The sequence below is a fragment of the Pseudorhodoferax sp. Leaf267 genome (assembly GCF_001422405.1).
Lineage (GTDB): Bacteria > Pseudomonadota > Gammaproteobacteria > Burkholderiales > Burkholderiaceae_C > Pseudorhodoferax.
The window spans coordinates 313,962-330,576 of the sequence record NZ_LMMV01000001.1 but is presented as its reverse complement, the minus strand read 5'-3'; the positions used below and the strand labels follow the sequence as shown (position 1 = coordinate 330,576).

Annotated in this window: 14 protein-coding genes; 9 read left to right on the top strand and 5 right to left on the bottom strand. The window is 69.9% G+C overall.

Annotated features, from left to right (window positions below; translation table 11 throughout):
- Window positions 1-5 precede the first annotated feature (5 nt).
- Genes nirD through ASF43_RS01540 form a run of 4 tightly spaced genes read left to right on the top strand, consistent with a single transcriptional unit; the run spans window position 6 to window position 4,493 of the window.
- Window positions 6-344: a nitrite reductase small subunit NirD gene (gene nirD / locus ASF43_RS01555; protein WP_056175722.1), complete on the top strand. Its 339-nt coding sequence runs from the start codon at window positions 6-8 to the stop codon at window positions 342-344.
- Window positions 345-373: 29 nt separating this feature from the next.
- On the top strand, window positions 374-1,186 hold the full coding sequence (locus ASF43_RS01550; protein ID WP_056175719.1) for a formate/nitrite transporter family protein: 813 nt from the start codon (window positions 374-376) through the stop codon (window positions 1,184-1,186).
- 8 nt (window positions 1,187-1,194) lie between these two features.
- Window positions 1,195-2,928, top strand: coding sequence for a bifunctional protein-serine/threonine kinase/phosphatase (locus ASF43_RS01545; protein ID WP_056175717.1), 1,734 nt, complete (start codon window positions 1,195-1,197; stop codon window positions 2,926-2,928).
- Window positions 2,929-2,954: 26 nt separating this feature from the next.
- Complete coding sequence (locus tag ASF43_RS01540) at window positions 2,955-4,493, top strand: cryptochrome/photolyase family protein (RefSeq protein ID WP_082497656.1); 1,539 nt, start codon at window positions 2,955-2,957, stop codon at window positions 4,491-4,493.
- On the opposite strand, the gene ASF43_RS01535 is transcribed toward ASF43_RS01540, so the two are convergent.
- On the bottom strand, window positions 4,490-5,995 hold the full coding sequence (locus tag ASF43_RS01535) for a sigma-54-dependent Fis family transcriptional regulator (RefSeq protein WP_156373089.1): 1,506 nt from the start codon (window positions 5,993-5,995) through the stop codon (window positions 4,490-4,492). The two genes, ASF43_RS01540 and ASF43_RS01535, sit on opposite strands and share 4 nt — an antisense overlap.
- A 71-nt stretch (window positions 5,996-6,066) precedes the next feature.
- On the opposite strand from ASF43_RS01535, the gene ASF43_RS01530 reads away from it, so the two are divergent.
- Together ASF43_RS01530 and ASF43_RS30315 are read left to right on the top strand one after the other, a co-directional pair.
- Window positions 6,067-6,480: an RNA-binding S4 domain-containing protein gene (locus ASF43_RS01530; protein ID WP_056175709.1), complete on the top strand. Its 414-nt coding sequence runs from the start codon at window positions 6,067-6,069 to the stop codon at window positions 6,478-6,480.
- 20 nt (window positions 6,481-6,500) lie between these two features.
- On the top strand, window positions 6,501-6,638 hold the full coding sequence (locus ASF43_RS30315) for a hypothetical protein (protein ID WP_156373088.1): 138 nt from the start codon (window positions 6,501-6,503) through the stop codon (window positions 6,636-6,638).
- A gap of 6 nt (window positions 6,639-6,644) precedes the next feature.
- On the opposite strand, the gene ASF43_RS01525 is transcribed toward ASF43_RS30315, so the two are convergent.
- A complete protein-coding gene (locus ASF43_RS01525; protein ID WP_235578089.1) occupies window positions 6,645-6,953 on the bottom strand; it encodes an I78 family peptidase inhibitor in 309 nt (102 codons plus the stop codon).
- A gap of 161 nt (window positions 6,954-7,114) precedes the next feature.
- Between ASF43_RS01525 and ASF43_RS01520 the strand changes: the two genes are divergently transcribed.
- Together ASF43_RS01520 and ASF43_RS01515 are read left to right on the top strand one after the other, a co-directional pair.
- On the top strand, window positions 7,115-7,447 hold the full coding sequence (locus ASF43_RS01520; RefSeq protein ID WP_056175703.1) for a hypothetical protein: 333 nt from the start codon (window positions 7,115-7,117) through the stop codon (window positions 7,445-7,447).
- Window positions 7,448-7,483: 36 nt separating this feature from the next.
- Entirely contained in the window at window positions 7,484-7,726 is a 243-nt protein-coding gene (locus ASF43_RS01515) for a hypothetical protein (protein ID WP_056175702.1), read from the top strand.
- Between the two features lie 60 nt (window positions 7,727-7,786).
- On the opposite strand, the gene ASF43_RS01510 is transcribed toward ASF43_RS01515, so the two are convergent.
- The 3 genes from ASF43_RS01510 to ASF43_RS01500 form a co-directional block, all read right to left on the bottom strand.
- On the bottom strand, window positions 7,787-8,746 hold the full coding sequence (locus tag ASF43_RS01510; protein ID WP_056175697.1) for an alpha-E domain-containing protein: 960 nt from the start codon (window positions 8,744-8,746) through the stop codon (window positions 7,787-7,789).
- A gap of 3 nt (window positions 8,747-8,749) precedes the next feature.
- Window positions 8,750-10,270 carry a circularly permuted type 2 ATP-grasp protein gene (locus tag ASF43_RS01505; RefSeq protein ID WP_056175694.1) on the bottom strand — a complete coding sequence of 507 codons (1,521 nt, stop codon included), beginning with the start codon at window positions 10,268-10,270 and terminating at the stop codon, window positions 8,750-8,752.
- A gap of 146 nt (window positions 10,271-10,416) precedes the next feature.
- A complete protein-coding gene (locus ASF43_RS01500) occupies window positions 10,417-12,948 on the bottom strand; it encodes a DNA internalization-related competence protein ComEC/Rec2 (RefSeq protein ID WP_056175691.1) in 2,532 nt (843 codons plus the stop codon).
- A 145-nt stretch (window positions 12,949-13,093) separates the two neighbouring features.
- On the opposite strand from ASF43_RS01500, the gene ASF43_RS01495 reads away from it, so the two are divergent.
- On the top strand, window positions 13,094-16,615 hold the full coding sequence (locus ASF43_RS01495) for a DUF2126 domain-containing protein (protein WP_056175688.1): 3,522 nt from the start codon (window positions 13,094-13,096) through the stop codon (window positions 16,613-16,615).

Sequence of the window (16,615 nt, the reverse complement as noted above, 5' to 3'; positions counted from 1 at the left end):
CCACCATGCTGACCAAGACCGTGAACTGGACCGCCGTCTGCGCAACAGGCGACATCGTGCCCCACACCGGCGTCTGCGCGCGCGTGGACGCGCGCCACGTGGCCGTGTTCCGCCTGGGCGAAGACCGCTTCTTCGCCATCGACAACGTGGACCCGAAGTCCGGTGCCAGCGTGCTGTCGCGCGGGCTGGTGGGCAGCCTGGGCGCGCGCATCGTCGTGGCCTCGCCGCTCTACAAGAACCACTTCGACCTCGTCACCGGCGAGTGCCTGGAGGCGCCCGAACACTCGGTGCGTGTGCATGCCGTGCGCGTGGAAGACGGCCGCGTGCTCGTCGCCCTGAACTGATCACTCCTTCATTTTTCAAAGAGACTTCCATGGCCTACCTCGCCCCTACCGAATTCGTGACCAAGATGGTCGACGCCGGTGAATCCAAGCTGCTGATGTCCACGCGCGACACGCTGATCCGCTCCTACATGGCCGGCGCAATCCTCGCGCTGGCCGCGGCCTTCGCCGTCACCGTCACGGTCAACACCGGCAACCCGCTGGTCGGCGCCATGCTGTTCCCGGTCGGTTTCATCATGCTGTACCTGATGGGCTTCGACTTGTTGACCGGCGTGTTCACGCTGGCCCCGCTGGCCGTTCTGGACCGGCGCCCGGGCGCCACGTGGAAGGGCGTGCTGCGCAACTGGGGCCTGGTGTTCTGCGGCAACTTCGCCGGCGCGCTGACGGTGGCCGTGTTCATGGCCATCATCTTCACCTTCGGTTTCAGCGAGGCCCCCAATGCGGTGGGCGAGAAGCTCGGCCACATCGGCGAAGGCCGTACCGTGGGCTATGCCGCGCACGGCGCCGCCGGCATGCTCACACTGTTCGTGCGCGGCGTGATGTGCAACTGGATGGTGTCCACCGGCGTGGTGGCGGCCATGATGTCCACCACCGTATCGGGCAAGGCCATCGGCATGTGGATGCCGGTCATGATCTTTTTCTACATGGGCTTCGAGCACAGCATCGTCAACATGTTCCTGTTCCCCACCGGCCTGCTGTTGGGCGGCAACTTCACGCTCATGGACTACCTGATCTGGAACGAGATCCCCACCGTGCTGGGCAACCTGGTGGGCGGCCTGACCTTCGTGGGCCTCACGCTGTACGCCACGCACTACAAGACCGGCGCCAAGCGCAAGATCGCCTGATCCTTTGCATGGCCCCGTCGCTTCGCATCACGCTGGGCCAGCATTCGCAGCCCGGGGGCCAGAGGCCGAACCAGGACTTCCACGGCGCCGTCGTCCCGACCGGTTCGGCGCTGCAGACCAAGGGCATCGCCGTCGCGCTGGCCGACGGCATCGGCTCCAGCCCCGTGAGCCAGGTCGCCAGCGCGGCGGCCGTGCGCGGCTTCCTGGAGGACTACTACGCCACGTCCGACGCCTGGACCGTGCGCCGCGCCGCGCAGCGCGTGCTGGGTGCCACCAACGCCTGGCTGCATGCGCAGAACCAGCGCGGCGATGCGCGCTTCGACAAGGACCGCGGCTACTGCTGCACCTTCAGCGCGCTGGTGCTCAAGGGCCGCGAGCTGCATGTGCTGCACGTGGGCGACACGCGCATCTATTGCGTGCACGCGCAGGCGCTGGAGCAGCTGACCGAAGACCACCGCGTGCACATCGGCGCTGGCGAGTCCTGCCTGGGCCGCGCGCTGGGCGCCACGGCGCATGTGGAGATCGACCACCGGTGCCTGGAGGCGGAGCCCGGTGCGCTCTACCTGCTGGCCACCGACGGCGCCTACGAGCGGCTGGACGCCGCCGCCGTGCACACTGCGCTGGCCTGCTGGCCCGACGACTTCGACGCCGCGGCCCAGACCCTGGTAGCGGTGGCGCGCGAGCGCGGCAGCGGCGACGACGCCACCGTGCAATTGCTGCGCATCGACACCCTGCCCGAGCATGACGCCCAGCCCTGGCAGGCCCGGCGCGCACAACTGCGGCTGCCGCCACCGCTGGCACCCGGCATGTTGTTCGAGGGCTATGCCGTGGTGCGCGAGCTGCACGCCAGCGCGCGCAGTCAGGTGCACCTGGCCATCGACCAGGCCAGCGGCGCGCAGGTGGCGCTGAAGACGCCCGCCACCGAGCTGCGCGAAGACGCCGAGGCGCTGGACCGCTTCCTGCTGGAAGAGTGGGTGGCACGCCGGCTACACAGCCCGCATGTGCTGCGTCCCAGCACCACCGAGCGCCCGCGCGAGCACCTGATCGTGGCCATGGAGTATGTGGACGGCCAGACGCTGGGCCAGTGGATGACCGACCACCCGCGCCCGGACCTGGACCGCGTGCGCCAGCTCGTCGCGCAGCTGGCCAAGGGCCTGCAGGCCTTCCACAGCAAGGAGATGCTGCACCAGGACCTGCGGCCCGAGAACGTGATGATCGACCGTGGCGGCACGGTGAAGATCATCGACTTCGCATCGGCCCATGTGGCGGGCCTGGCCGAAGGCACGCACGCCGCGCGCGCCGATCGCATCGTCGGCACGCTGCAATACACGGCGCCGGAATACTTCATCGGTGGCGCAGGCACGGCCGCGTCCGACCTGTTCGCGCTGGCCGTGCTCGCCTACCAGATGCTGAGCGGCCAGCTGCCCTATGGCCTGCAGGTGACGCAGCTGCGCCAGTCGGCGGACCTGAAACGACTGCGCTACGTGCCGCTGCGCCACCACCGGCCCGATCTGCCGGCCTGGCTGGACGCGGTGCTCTCGAAGGCGCTGCAGCCGGAGCCGCGCAAGCGGCAGGAGGCCGTGTCCGAGTTCGTGCACGACCTGCACGCGCCCGGGGCAGCGTTCCACGGCGCACGGCGCATGCCGCTCGTGCAGCGCAACCCGGTCGTGTTCTGGCAGGCGTGCACGGCGGCGTTGGCCTTTGCGCTGCTGGGCTTGTCGGGTTACGTGTTCGGTCGGTGAGGCCGCGTCGGGTTATGGTCGAAGCCATGCCCCCTGCCATCCGCCACCTGATCGTTGTCCTGGGCGACCAGCTCGACCGCCAGTCCGCTGCCTTCGACGGCTTCGACGCGGCGCAAGACCTGGTCTGGATGGCCGAGGTGGCCGAGGAATCCACGCAGGTCTGGAGCACGCAGCCGCGCATCGCGATGTTCCTGGCGGCCATGCGCCATTTCGCCGAGGCCCTGCGCGCGCAAGGCCTGCCGCTGCACTACCGGCGCCTGGACGACGTGGCCAACCGCGGCACGCTGGCGGCCGAGCTGGCCGAGAGCCTGGCGGCGCTGCGACCGGCGCGCGTGGTGCTGGTGCAGCCTGGCGAGTGGCGTGTGCGCGAGGCGCTGCGCCAGGTGGTGGCCGAGGCCGGCGTGGCGCTGAACGAGTGCGAGGACCGGCATTTCCTGTGCACGCCGGCTGCCTTCGCGCGCCATGCCCAGGGCCGGCCGGAACTGTTGATGGAGACCTTCTACCGGGCCATGCGGCGCCGCCATGGCGTGCTGATGGACGGCGACCAGCCGGCCGGCGGGGCCTGGAATTTCGATGCCGACAACCGCTCGGCCTTCGGCCGCGACGGGCCGGGTTTCCTGCCCGAGCCGCCCGCGTTCGCGCCCGACGCCATCACGCAGGACGTCATCGCGCTGGTGCGCAGCCGCTTCGGCGAACACCCCGGCCGGCTCGACCGCTTCGCCTGGCCGCTCACGCGCGCGCAGGCACTCGCGGCGCTGGACGCCTTCATCGCCGACCGGCTGGAGTTCTTTGGCCACTGGCAGGACGCGATGTGGGGTGGCCAGCCCTGGCTCTACCACGCGCAGCTCAGCGCGGCGCTGAACCTCAAGCTGCTGGACCCGCGAGAGGTGATCGCGCGTGCCGAGCAGGCGTTCCGCGACGGCCGCGTGCCCATCGCCTCGGCCGAGGGCTTCATCCGCCAGATCCTGGGCTGGCGCGAATACGTGCGCGGCGTCTACTGGCTGCAGATGCCAGGCTATCTGGACCTGAATGCACTGGACGCGCACGCGCCCCTGCCGGCCTGGTACTGGACCGGCGAGACCGACTTGGAATGCCTGCGCGACACCATCACGCAGACGCTGGACCTAAGCTACGCGCACCACATCCAGCGCCTGATGGTGACGGGGCTGTACGCGCTGCTGCTGGGCGTGGAGCCGCGCCAGGTGCATGCCTGGTACCTGGCGGTCTATGTCGATGCCGTGGAATGGGTGGAGCTGCCCAACACGCTGGGCATGAGCCAGTACGCCGACGGCGGCCTGCTGGGCAGCAAGCCCTACGTGGCCAGCGGGCAGTACATCGCGCGCATGAGCGACCACTGCCGGCACTGCCGGTACCGGCCCGAGGAGCGCACGGGCGCGCGCGCCTGCCCGTTCACGACGCTGTACTGGGACTTCCTGTTGCGGCACGCCGAGCGCTTCGCGGACCACCCGCGCATGCAGGCCCAGGTGCGCAATGCCGCGCGGCTGCCTCAGGCGGAGCGCCGGGCGATCGCCGAGGCGGCAGCTGCGATCCGCGCCCGCGTCTAGGCGCCCTGCAGCCGCTCGTACAGCGTCGCGCGCGAGATGCCCAGCAGGCGCGCGGCCGCCAGCTTGTTGCCGCCGGTCTCGGCCATGGCGGCCGCGATGGCGCGGGCTTCCAGCTCGGCCACCTGCTCGCCCAGCGGGCGCAGAAGGCTGGCGCGGCCGTCGTCCGCATGGCGTGGCACGGGCTCGGCCGCGGCGATGGCGTGCACGCCGGTCTCGGCCAGCACGCGGCGCACCTCGTCAGCGTCCACGCGCTGGCGGTCGCTGCGCATGGCCAGCTGTTCCAGCACGTTGCGCAGCTCGCGGATGTTGCCGCGCCAATGCTGGCCGGCCAACAGCGCCAGCGCGTCGGGCGTGAGCTCGGGCGGGGCTTCGCCGCTGCGCTGGGCGAGGTCCTCGCTGAGCGCCTCGACCAGGGCCGGGATGTCGCTTCGGCGCTCGCGCAGCGCGGGCACCTGCAGCGGCAGCACGTTGAGCCGGTAGTACAGGTCTTCGCGAAACCGCCCCTGGCGCACCAGCGTGGCCAGGTCGCGTGAGGTGGCGGCGATCACGCGGGCGTCGAAGGCCACCAGCCGGTTCGAGCCCAGCGGCTCGATCTCGCCCTCCTGCAGCGCACGCAGCAGCTTGGCCTGCAGCGCGGCCGGCATGTCGCCGATCTCGTCCAGGAACAGCGTGCCGCCGTCGGCCAGCTTGAACTTGCCGTCGCGCCCGCGCCGGTCGGCGCCGGTGTACGCGCCGGGCGCGACGCCGAAGAACTCCGCCTCCAGCAAGGTGTCGGGAACGGCTGCGATGTTCAGGCTCACGAAAGGCCCGCGCGCGCGGTTCGACGCGGCGTGGATGGCGTGCGCCAGCAGCTCCTTGCCGGTGCCGGTCTCGCCCAGCAGCAGCACCGGGCTGGACGACTGCGCGGCGCGGCGCGCGTGGCGCTTCACATCGACCGCCGCAGGGCTGCTGCCGATGAAGCTGGCGAAGGTGTACTTGGCGCGGCGCTGGCCGGCACCGCCGTCGCCTTGCAGCAGCACCTGGCTGCGCTGGCTGGCCAGCTCGCGCCGCGCGTCGTCCAGGTCGCGTTGCAGCCGCGCGAACTTCTCGATCAGCGGCTTGAGCGTGGTCTCGGGGTGGTCGAACAGCACGATGCCGATGGCGCCGATCACCTGCTGCGCCTCGTCGCGCAGCGGGATGCGGCTCACGACGAAGGTGCCGGCCTTGTTGGTCAGCAGGTCCACCAGGATGGGCTCTCCCGTTTCCAGCACGCGGCGCATCTGGGTGTTGGGGATCACCTCGTCCACCGGGTGGCCCTGGAACTCGTCGATGGACGAGAAGCCCAGCGCCGGCAGGAAGCGGCGGTAGCCGTCGTTGACCCAGACGATGGTGCCGGCATGGTCGACCAGAAACATGCCCTGGCTCATGCTGGAGAACAGGTGGAACATGGAACGCGCGGCCAGCGCCAGGATGCCCTGGGCATCGAGGGGCAGCGCGCGGTTCGGCGGGTCGGTCGTCGGCATCGCGCGCATGGTAATCGGCGCGCCCGGCTGCGCGCTGCAGGCGCATACCGGTGAGAGCACAATGCCCCCCGATGGAAAAAGTTCGGATCGACAAGTGGCTCTGGGCCGCCCGGTTCTACAAGACCCGCACGTTGTCGGCGGAGGAAGTGAACCGGGGACGGGTGCAGGTGAACGGGCACGAGGTGAAGCCTGCGCGCGAGGTCAAGGCCGGGGACACCATTGCGGTGCGCCAGGGGCCCACCATACGCACCGTCACGGTGCTCGGGATCAGCGGCACGCGGGGGTCAGCGCCGGTGGCACAGGCCCTCTATGCCGAGACCGCGGAAAGCCTCGCAGCGCGCGCCCAGGCCGCCGAGCAGCGGCGCCTGGCGCCCGAGCCTGCCCTGGCCCACGAACACGGCCGCCCGACCAAGCGCGAGCGCCGCACGCTGGACCAGGCGCAGGACCAATGGGGTGAGCGCTGGAGCGCCTCCATCGACAACTAGAACGCCAAGGAGACCAGCCCGTGACCAAAACCGTCGTCATCGCCCTGTGGGCCATGGCCTTGCTGACCGGATGCCCGGACGCCAAGCCGCCCAAGGACCCGACCAAGCTGCCGATGCCGACGACGGCACCGGCAGGCGAACCCAAGAGCGGGGGCTGAACGTCGTCAGCCGCAGGCGGCCTTGACGACCTGGCCACGGCCGTCGAGCGTGAGGCTCAGGCGCGCCGCGTTGAACTCCATGGTGACGGCCTGGCCCGGGCTGAGCCAGCGCACGATGCTGGCGCCGGACCGGGCACGAACCTCGCGTTCGAGTTCCGGCCCGAAGGATTTGCCCAACGCGAACTGGGCCGCCGCGGCGTCGCAGGCCGCACGCGGTGCCGGCGGCGCACTGCCCGGCAGGCCCACACCCGCACAACCCGACAGCAACAGGGCCGCCGCAGCAGCGCCCATCCAAGGCCAAGATTTGAAACGCACCGTGAATTCCTTCCTGATTGTTCGATGACGACACATCCTACGCCCGCCCCCAGTAGCCCTGGCCCGGCGCGGCATGCCCCGTCGCCCTACACTGCCGCGGCCGCATGGCCACGCCGCGATGCCATCGCACCGTGCAACCCCCTCACGCCAGGTACCCCCAGTTGAGCATCGAAGAACGCCTGACGCAGCTCGAAAGAAGCAACGAAGAACTCATGGGCCTGGTAACGGGTTTGACCGCCGTGAGCACGGCGCTGGCTGCCACCCATCCGCAGCGCGCGATGCTGCTCGACGCGCTGGCGCGGGCCGCGCCCGGCGTGCGCGAGGCGACGCAGGCACATGGCGTCTCCGAGCGCACCCAGTTGGTGCTGGAGGCATTCACCAATTTGTTGCATCAGACCCTGACCGAGCCCGTGCCCGCGCAGCTGGACGAAGCGGAGCAGGTGATCCGCAGCCTTTTGCAGAATCCACCGCGGCGCGACGACGCGCAGGATTGACCGGCGAGGCGGCCCGGGACTTGCTATTTCCGGCTCATGCGCTCAGAGCCCACCGTCATCCTCGAAGTCGACAGACGCCTGGCGCACTTCATCCAGTCCTCCCGCCCCGCCCGCCCTGACCGCGCCTCGCCGCTGGAACTGGGCCGCTGGCATGCCGCGCTGGAGGTTCGCAGGATCCTGCAGGACGCCTGCCCCTACGACGCCAGCACGAGCGCGCGCCGCGCCTGGTTCGACGAGAAGTACGGCGACGCCGCCGACTCGGTCATCGGCGAGCTTTGAAATGCAATCGCCGCAGGCCCTGGCGGGCGCTGCGGCGATGCAGTGGAGCGCGGTACGCGATCAGTTTGGCACGGGCACCAGGAACTCGCGGCTGACGTAGCTGCCCAGCTCGTTCACGCGGTCCAGGAACTGCGTCAGGAATGCATGCAGGCCGGTCGCCAGGATCTCGTCGATGCGGGCGTACTTCAGGTCGGCGCGCAGCTTGCCGGCGCGGCGCAGCGTCTCGCTGGACGGGTCGCCCGACACCATCTCCAGGTTGGTCAGCACTTCGTTCAGGCTGGCTGCCAGCGAGCGCGGCATGTCCGAGCGCAGGATCAGCAGCTCGGCCACGCGCTCGGGGCGGATCACGTCGCGGTACACCTTGCGGTAGACCTCGAAGGCCGAGACGCTGCGCAGGATCGCGCTCCAGTGGTAGAAGTCGTATTCCTGGTCCTTCTCACTGGCGGCGCCGTAGAAGTCGCTTTCCACCGCATGGAACTTCACGTCGACCAGGCGGGCCGTGTTGTCGGCGCGTTCCAGGAAGGTGCCCAGGCGCAGGAAGTAGAAGGCCTCGTCCTGCAGCATGGTGCCCAGCGTGACGCCGCGCGACAGGTGCGAGCGGAACTTGACCCACTCGAAGAACTGCGCGGGGTCCGACTCGAACTCGCCGCTCTTGAGCATGCGGTTGACGTCCAGCCAGGTGGTGTTGGCGGTCTCCCAGACCTCGGTCGTCAGGCTGCCGCGCACGGCACGCGCGTTCTCTCGCGCGGCACGCAGGCAGGAGATGATGGACGAGGGGTTGCTCTCGTCCTTGACCATGAACTCCATGACGTTGCGTGACGTGACGCCATCGTGCTTGCTGGCATAGGCCTGGCGCAACTCACTGATGGACAGCAGGCCCTGCCAGCCGAGCTGGGCCACGGCGGCGGACTGCGGCAGCAGCGAGGACTGGTAATTCACGTCCAGCATGCGTGCGGTGTTCTCCGCGCGCTCGGTGTAGCGCGACATCCAGAACAGGTGATCGGCGGTGCGACTCAGCATGGCTTACTTCCCTTGGCTTTGTTTCTGGCTTTGCGCGGGCACGTCGGCGGGTGGCGCGGTGGGGCTGTCGTCCTCCAGGATCCAGGTGTCCTTGGTGCCGCCGCCCTGCGATGAGTTGACGACCAGCGAACCGTCCTTGAGCGCCACGCGCGTCAGGCCACCCGGCACCATCTGCACCTCCTTGCCCGACAGCACGAAGGGCCGCAGGTCGATGTGGCGCGGCGCGATGCCGGACTCCACGAACGTCGGGCAGCTGGACAGCGACAGCGTGGGCTGGGCGATGTAGCCACTGGGGTTGGCCTGCACGGCCTTGCGGAAGTCCTCGATCTCGGCCTGGGTGGCGGCCGGGCCGACCAGCATGCCGTAGCCGCCCGCGCCGTGCACTTCCTTGACGACCAGGTCCTTCAAGTTGTCGAGCACGTACTTCAGGTCGTCGGCCTGCCGGCACATGTAGGTCGGCACGTTGTTCAGGATGGGCTTTTCGCCCAGGTAGAACTCGATCATCTTGGGCACGTAGGGGTAGATCGACTTGTCGTCGGCCACGCCCGTGCCCACGGCATTGCAGATCGCCACGTTGCCCGCCTTGTAGGCTTCCATCAGGCCCGCGCAGCCCAGCGTGGACGTGGGGCGGAACACTTTGGGATCGAGGAAGTCGTCGTCCACGCGGCGGTAGATCACGTCGACCCGCTTGGGGCCGCGCGTGGTGCGCATGTAGACGAAGTTGTCCTTGACCAGCAGGTCCTGGCCCTCGACCAGTTCCACGCCCATCTGCTGCGCCAGGAAGGCGTGCTCGAAGTAGGCGCTGTTGTACATGCCGGGCGTCAGCACCACGACGGTGGGCTCGGCCGTGGCGGGCGGCGCCGAGGCGCGCAGGGTTTCGAGCAGCAGGTCGGGGTAGTGCGCCACCGGCGCCACGTGGTGGTGGCTGAACAGGTCGGGAAACAACCGCATCATCATCTTGCGGTTTTCCAGCATGTAGCTCACGCCGCTGGGCACGCGCAGGTTGTCCTCGAGCACGTAGTACTCGCCCTTGCCCTGGGCATCGGGCGCGCGCACGATGTCCACGCCGGCGATGTGCGAGTACACGTGGTTCGGCACGTCCACGCCCACCATCTCGGGGCGGAACTGCGCGTTGTTGACGATCTGCTCCTTGGGGATCAGCCCGGCCTTGATGATCTCCTGGCCGTGGTAGACGTCGTGGATGAAGCGGTTCAGCGCGGTCACGCGCTGCACGAGGCCCTTTTCCATGCTCGCCCATTCGGCGGCGGGAATGATGCGCGGGATCAGGTCGAACGGGATCAGGCGCTCGGTGCCCGAGCCGTCCTCGTCCTTGGCGCCGTACACCGCGAAGGTGATGCCGACGCGGCGGAAGATCACCTCCGCCTCCGAGCGGCGCTTGGCCATCATGTCGCCCGGCTGCTTGGCCAGCCAGGCATCGTAGACCTTGTAGTGGTCCCGGATCTGCGTCCCCTTCGAGAAGAACTCGTAGGGAAGCTTGGTATACATCTCGTCGTATTTCAGCATGCGGCCTTCTCCTGTACCGAGGATAGCAAGTTGCAAGCCAGCTTCTCACGCATTGGCTCGCCCATAGAGCAAATAAAAAAGCCGCCAAAACCTCGGCAGCCGTTCGGGGGCGAGAGCGCTCAAACGAACCCACGGACGCGGGCGCATCATCGCCGAGGACCGCCCGGCAAGCCGGCCGGTGGATCGAGATCGGCGCGCATCGGCACGGCTCCATCCACCGCGTGGTGCCAGTAGCGCGGTGCACGTGCACGCTCGCAATGCACGCGTGCGGGCGCGTCGCTGCGCCAGGCCATGGCGCCGCAGCGCGCCGATGCCTGCACCGCGATGCCATGGGCCTGCAGGCGCTGCACCACCTCGGGCGCCGGATGACCGAATCGGTTGCGGTAGCCCGCCTGCACCAGGGCGATGCGTGGCGCGACCTGGGCGAGGAAGCCGGGGCTCGACGACGTCTTGCTGCCGTGGTGCGGCACCAGCAGCACGTCGGCGCGCAGCGCGACCCGCGCAGCGACCAACGCGGCCTCCTGCGGTTGCTCGATGTCGCCGGCCAGCAGCACGGCCTGGTGCGCGTTCGCGATGCGCAGCACGCAGCTGTCGGCATTGGCCTTGGCACTGGCCGGCGCGCCGGGCGCGGGATGCAGCACCGTGAACGCCACGCCATCCCATTCCCAGTGCTGGCCTGCGGCACAGGGCGCACCGGGCCGCAGAGCGCGCAGCGCGTGCTCCGCCGGCAGGGAGGCCAGCAGCGCCGCCTGCGGCTGCATCGCCAGCACCGTGGCGGCGCCGCCGCTGTGGTCGCCGTCGCTGTGGCTCACGACCACCGTGTCCAGCCGCTCGCCGAGTGCGCGCAGCAGCGGCACGAGCACGCGGTGGCCGGCATCGCTGTCCTGGCCGTAGCGTGGGCCGGTGTCGTACAGCAGACTGTGGCGTGCCGTGCGCACCAGCACGGCGTTGCCCTGGCCGATGTCGGCCGCCAGCAGCTCGAAGCTGCCATGCGCCGGCCGCGGTGGCTGCCAGAGCAAGGCCGGCAGCAGCAGCGGCAGACCGGCCAGCCGCAGGCCCACCGGGGCGCGCAGCACCAGCAGCACGGCGCCGAGCAGCGCGGCTGCGCCGACGGCCAGCGGCACGGCCGGCGTGCTGAAGGTGGCGAACGGCCAGCGCGCCAGTTCGGCCAGCACCAGCGCCAGCGCCGCGACGGCCCAGGCGGCCACATCCCACAGCGGCGGCAGCAGCACGCCGAGCAGGGCCAGCGGCGTGAGCACCAGCGTGACCCAGGGGATCGCCAGCAGGTTGGCCAGCAGCCCCACGAGCGAGACCTGCTGGAACAGCAGCAGCGACAGCGGCGCCAGCGCGACGGTCACGATCCACTGCTCGCGCAGCATGCGCACGAACGCACCGGCCGCGCGCCAGCCGGGCGAGGCCGGCGCAGCACGCGGTTGCCCGGCATCGGTGGCGAAGAGCACGCCCACGGCCACGAAGCTCAGCCAGAAGCCGGGCTGCAGCAGCGCCCACGGGTCCAGCACCAGCACCACGCTGCAGGCCAGCGCCCAGACCAGCGGCCATGGCCACTGACGGCCCGCCAGTCGCAGCAGCGCGATGCTGGCCAGCATCAGCAGCGTGCGCTGCGCCGGCACGCCCCAGCCACTGAATGCGGCATAGGCGGCCGCCAGCAGCACGCCGCCGACCAGGCCTGCCTGCTGGGCCGGCCACCACAGGCAGGCGTGGCCGCCGCGCCAGGCCAGGCGGCGCCACGCGGCGGCGACAGCGGCACCGGCGAGCCAGGCAAACATGGTCACGTGCAGCCCCGACACGCTCAGCAGGTGGCTCACGCCTGTCGCGCGGAACAGCTCCCAGTCGGCGCGCTCCACGGCCCCCTGGTCGCCCATGGCCAGCGCGGCGACCACCCCGGCCTGCGCGCGGTCTGCAATGCGCGCAAAGATGGCCTCGCGCACCGCCTGGCGCGCACGCTCCACGGGATGGCGCCAGCCGCGCGCCATCAGCTGCGGCGGCAGGTCGCTCGGCCCGGCGCGCACGTAGCCGGTGGCCTGCACGCCGCGCTCCCACAGGTAGAGCTCGTAGTCGAAGCCGTGCGGGTTGAGGTTGCCGTGCGGCGCACGCAGCCGCACCTGCAGCCGCCACCGGTCGCCCGCGCGCAGCTCGGCGCTGCGCTGCACGGCCGCGTCCGGCTGGCCATCGGCGCCCGTGGACCACAGCGTGCCGTGGTACCAGGACAGGTCGATGCGCGGCGGCACGTCGACCGGCCGGCCCTCCAGCTGGGCGCCCTGCACGTCCAGCCGCAGCCGCGTGGCGAGCTCGCCAGGCTGCGGCATGGCCGACACCGTGCCAACGACGACGAGGTCGCGGCCCTCCAGTTCGGGGTCGAGCGCCGATCGCAGGTACCAGCCCGCACGCGCCCCGCACAGCGCGGCGACCAGCAACGCCATGCCCGAGAAGGCCACGAGTGCGCTGCCTCGCCACCCGCCGCGCAGCGGCCGCCCGGCCCAGGCCAGCAGGGCCGCACCTGCCAACGTCAGGCCGCCATAGGCCCACGCTGGCCACAGGCTGGCCTGCTGCACCTGCGCCGCCGTGCCCGCCAGCACACCCAGGCAGCACGGCAGCCACAGGCCGGCGCGCGCCTCGCCCGCCAGCCGTTCCTGCCCGCTTGCCACCTGCGCCGCCATAGACCCCCACTACACTGCCTGCAACGCACAGGGGGAGCCGCGACCCGCACGCACCCACTGGCTCGCCTCTTGCTAGCAGCCTGTTGCTAGTATCCAGCACCGCTGGCGAGGGCCAGATCTTTCTACGGCATACCAAGAGACACGCATGTCCACACACGCAGCGCTGAACCACATCACCCACTACCGCTACGACAGGCCTGTGCAGCTGGGGCCCCAGGTCATCCGCCTGCGCCCGGCGCCGCATTGCCGCAGCAACATCATTTCGTACTCGCTCACGATCGAGCCGGCGCAGCACTTCATCAACTGGCAGCAGGACCCATTCGCCAACTACCAGGCGCGACTGGTGTTCCCCGAGAAGTCCACCGAATTCAAGGTCACGGTGGACCTGGTCGTGGAGATGGCGGTCTACAACCCGTTCGACTTCTTCCTGGAGCCGACGGCCGAGAACTTCCCGTTCCAGTACGACGCACTGCTGAAGGAAGAACTGGCGCCATACCTCGCCGTCGACGCGATGACGCCGCTGGTCGAGCAGTACCTGAAGACCATCGACATGAAGGAGCGTCGCACCATCGACTTCCTGGTGGCGATCAACCAGCAGGTGGCCAAGGACATCCGCTACCTGATCCGCTTGGAGCCCGGCGTGCAAACGCCCGAGGAAACACTGGCCGCTGCCAGCGGCTCCTGCCGCGACTCGGGCTGGCTGCTGGTGCAGCTGCTGCGCCGCTGCGGCCTGGCTGCGCGCTTCGTCTCGGGCTACCTGATCCAGCTGACGCCGGACGTGAAGGCGCTGGACGGCCCCAGCGGCACCGACCACGACTTCACCGACCTGCACGCCTGGTGCGAGGTCTACCTGCCTGGCGCCGGCTGGATCGGGCTGGACGCCACCTCGGGCCTGCTGGCAGGCGAAGGCCACATCCCGCTGGCCTGCACGCCGCAGCCCTCGGGCGCCGCACCGATCGAAGGCCTGGTCGATGACGCCGAGGTCACCTTCGAGCACCACATGGGCGTGACGCGCATCTACGAATCGCCGCGCGTGACCAAGCCCTATACCGAAGAGCAATGGGCCGAGGTGCTGACGCTGGGCCAGCAGGTCGATGCTGAACTGGTTGCCGGCGACGTGCGCCTGACCATGGGCGGCGAGCCGACCTTCGTGGCCACCAGCGACCGCGACGCAGCCGAGTGGAACACCGACGCGCTGGGCCCGACCAAGCGCGGTTATGCCACCGAGCTCGTGCAAAAGCTGCGCGCCGAATACGGCGACGGCGGCTTCCTGCATTTCGGCCAGGGCAAGTGGTACCCGGGCGAGCAACTGCCGCGCTGGGCGCTGTCGATCTTCTGGCGCGCCGACGGCCAGCCGCTGTGGCGCAACCCGGAGCTGTTCGCCGACGAGCGCGTGCCCGCCCAGTACAGCAGCGAGGACGCGCGTCGCTTCACCGAGCTGCTGACCAAGAAGCTGCGGATCTCCGCCAACTACATCGAGCCGGGCTACGAGGACGTCTGGTACTACCTGTGGCGCGAGCGACGCCTACCCGTCAACGTCGACCCGTTCAACTCCAAGCTCGACGACGAGATGGAGCGCGTGCGCCTGCGCCGCGTGTTCGAGCAGAAGCTGGACGCCGTCGTCGGCTACGTGCTGCCGATCGCGGTCGATGAGGGCCCGGCGCTGGCCGGCCCGAAGTGGACCACCGGCCCCTGGTTCTTCCGCGACGAGCGCATGTACCTCATGCCCGGCGACTCGCCCATGGGCTACCGCCTGCCGCTCGATTCCCTGCCCTGGGTCAGCAAGGGCGACTTTCCCTACATGGTCGAGCGCGACCCGACGGCGCCGCGCGAAGCCCTGCCCGCGGCCGAGGCCATCCGCAGCCGCTATGTGTCGGCGCTGAACGCCGGCCAGGATCCGACGCGTTACCTGGCTGGCCAGCAGCCCCCTAGCGCATCGCCACGCCTGCTGCAGGACCGGCTGGGCTCCGGTGGCGTTGGTGCAGCCGCTGGCCCCGGTGGCCCCGGCGGCACCGGCGGCACCGGCCCGTTCCCGCAGACCGGGCCTGCAGATCCAACGCGCAGCCCGCACCGCTTCGAATCGGCCCACTGGATTACCCGCACCGCCCTGTGCGTGGAAGCGCGCGACCCGCGCCGCGCCAACGGCCCCAAGGCCGAGCAGATCGGCACCAAATCCGGCCAGCTCTACATCTTCATGCCGCCGCTGGCACGGCTGGAGGACTACCTGGAGCTCGTCGCCGCGATCGAGGTGACGGCCGAGGAGCTGGGCGTCAAGATCATCATGGAAGGCTACCCGCCGCCACGCGATCCGCGCCTGAAGATGCTGCAGGTCACGCCCGACCCTGGCGTCATCGAGGTCAACATCCACCCCGCGCACAACTTTCGCGAGCTGGTGGACCACACCGAGTTCCTGTACCAGGCCGCGTTCGAGACGCGCCTGTCGGCCGAGAAGTTCATGACCGACGGCCGCCACACCGGCACCGGCGGCGGCAACCACTTCGTGCTGGGCGGCGCCACGCCCATCGACAGCCCCTTCCTGCGCCGGCCCGAGTTGCTGGCCAGCCTGGTGCTGTACTGGCACAACCACCCCTCGCTGTCCTATCTGTTCAGCGGCATGTTCATCGGCCCGACCAGCCAGGCACCGCGCGTGGACGAGGCGCGCAACGACCAGCTGTACGAGCTGGAGATCGCGCTGCGCGAGATCAGCCGCAACCGCGAGGTGCATGGCCAGGACATGCCGCCCTGGCTGGTGGACCGCACGCTGCGCAACATCCTGATCGACGTGACCGGCAACACGCACCGCAGCGAGTTCTGCATCGACAAGATGTACTCGCCCGACAGCGCCACGGGCCGCCTGGGCCTGCTGGAGCTGCGCGCGTTCGAGATGCCGCCGCATGCCTGCATGAGCATCGTGCAGCAGTTGCTGCTGCGCGCGCTGATCGCCCGCTTCTGGAACAACCCCTACCAGGCGCCGGCCACGCGCTGGGGCACCGAGCTGCATGACAAGTTCCTGCTGCCCACCTTCGTGCAGATGGACTTCGCAGACGTCATGCGCGAGATGCGCGAGGCCGGCTATGCCTTCGACACGGCCTGGTTCGCGCCGCACCTGGAGTTCCGCTTCCCCATCGTCGGCCAGGTGCGCAGCGCCGGCATCGAGCTGACCATCCGCAACGCGCTGGAGCCCTGGCATGTGATGGGTGAGGAAGGCACGTCCGGCGGCACGGCGCGCTACGTGGACTCCTCGCTCGAGCGCGTCGAGGTGCGCGTGACGGGCCTGAACGAAAGCCGCTACGTCGTCACCTGCAACGGCCGCGCCATGTCGCTGCAGCCCACCGGCACCAAGGGCGAGTTCGTCGGCGGCGTGCGCTACCGCGCCTGGAACCCGCCCTCGGCCCTGCACCCCAGCATCGGCGTGCATGCGCCGCTGACCTTCGACATCGTCGACACCTGGATGAAGCGCTCGCTGGGCGGCGGCCAGTACCACGTGGCCCACCCGGGCGGTCGCAACTACGACACCTTCCCGGTGAACTCGTACGAGGCCGAGAGCCGGCGGCTGTCGCGCTTCCTGACCATTGGCCACACGCCGGGCACCATGCTGGTGCCGCCGGCCACCATCAACGTGGCGGGCAGCCGCGAGTTCCCGTTCACGCTCGACCTGCGCCGATGA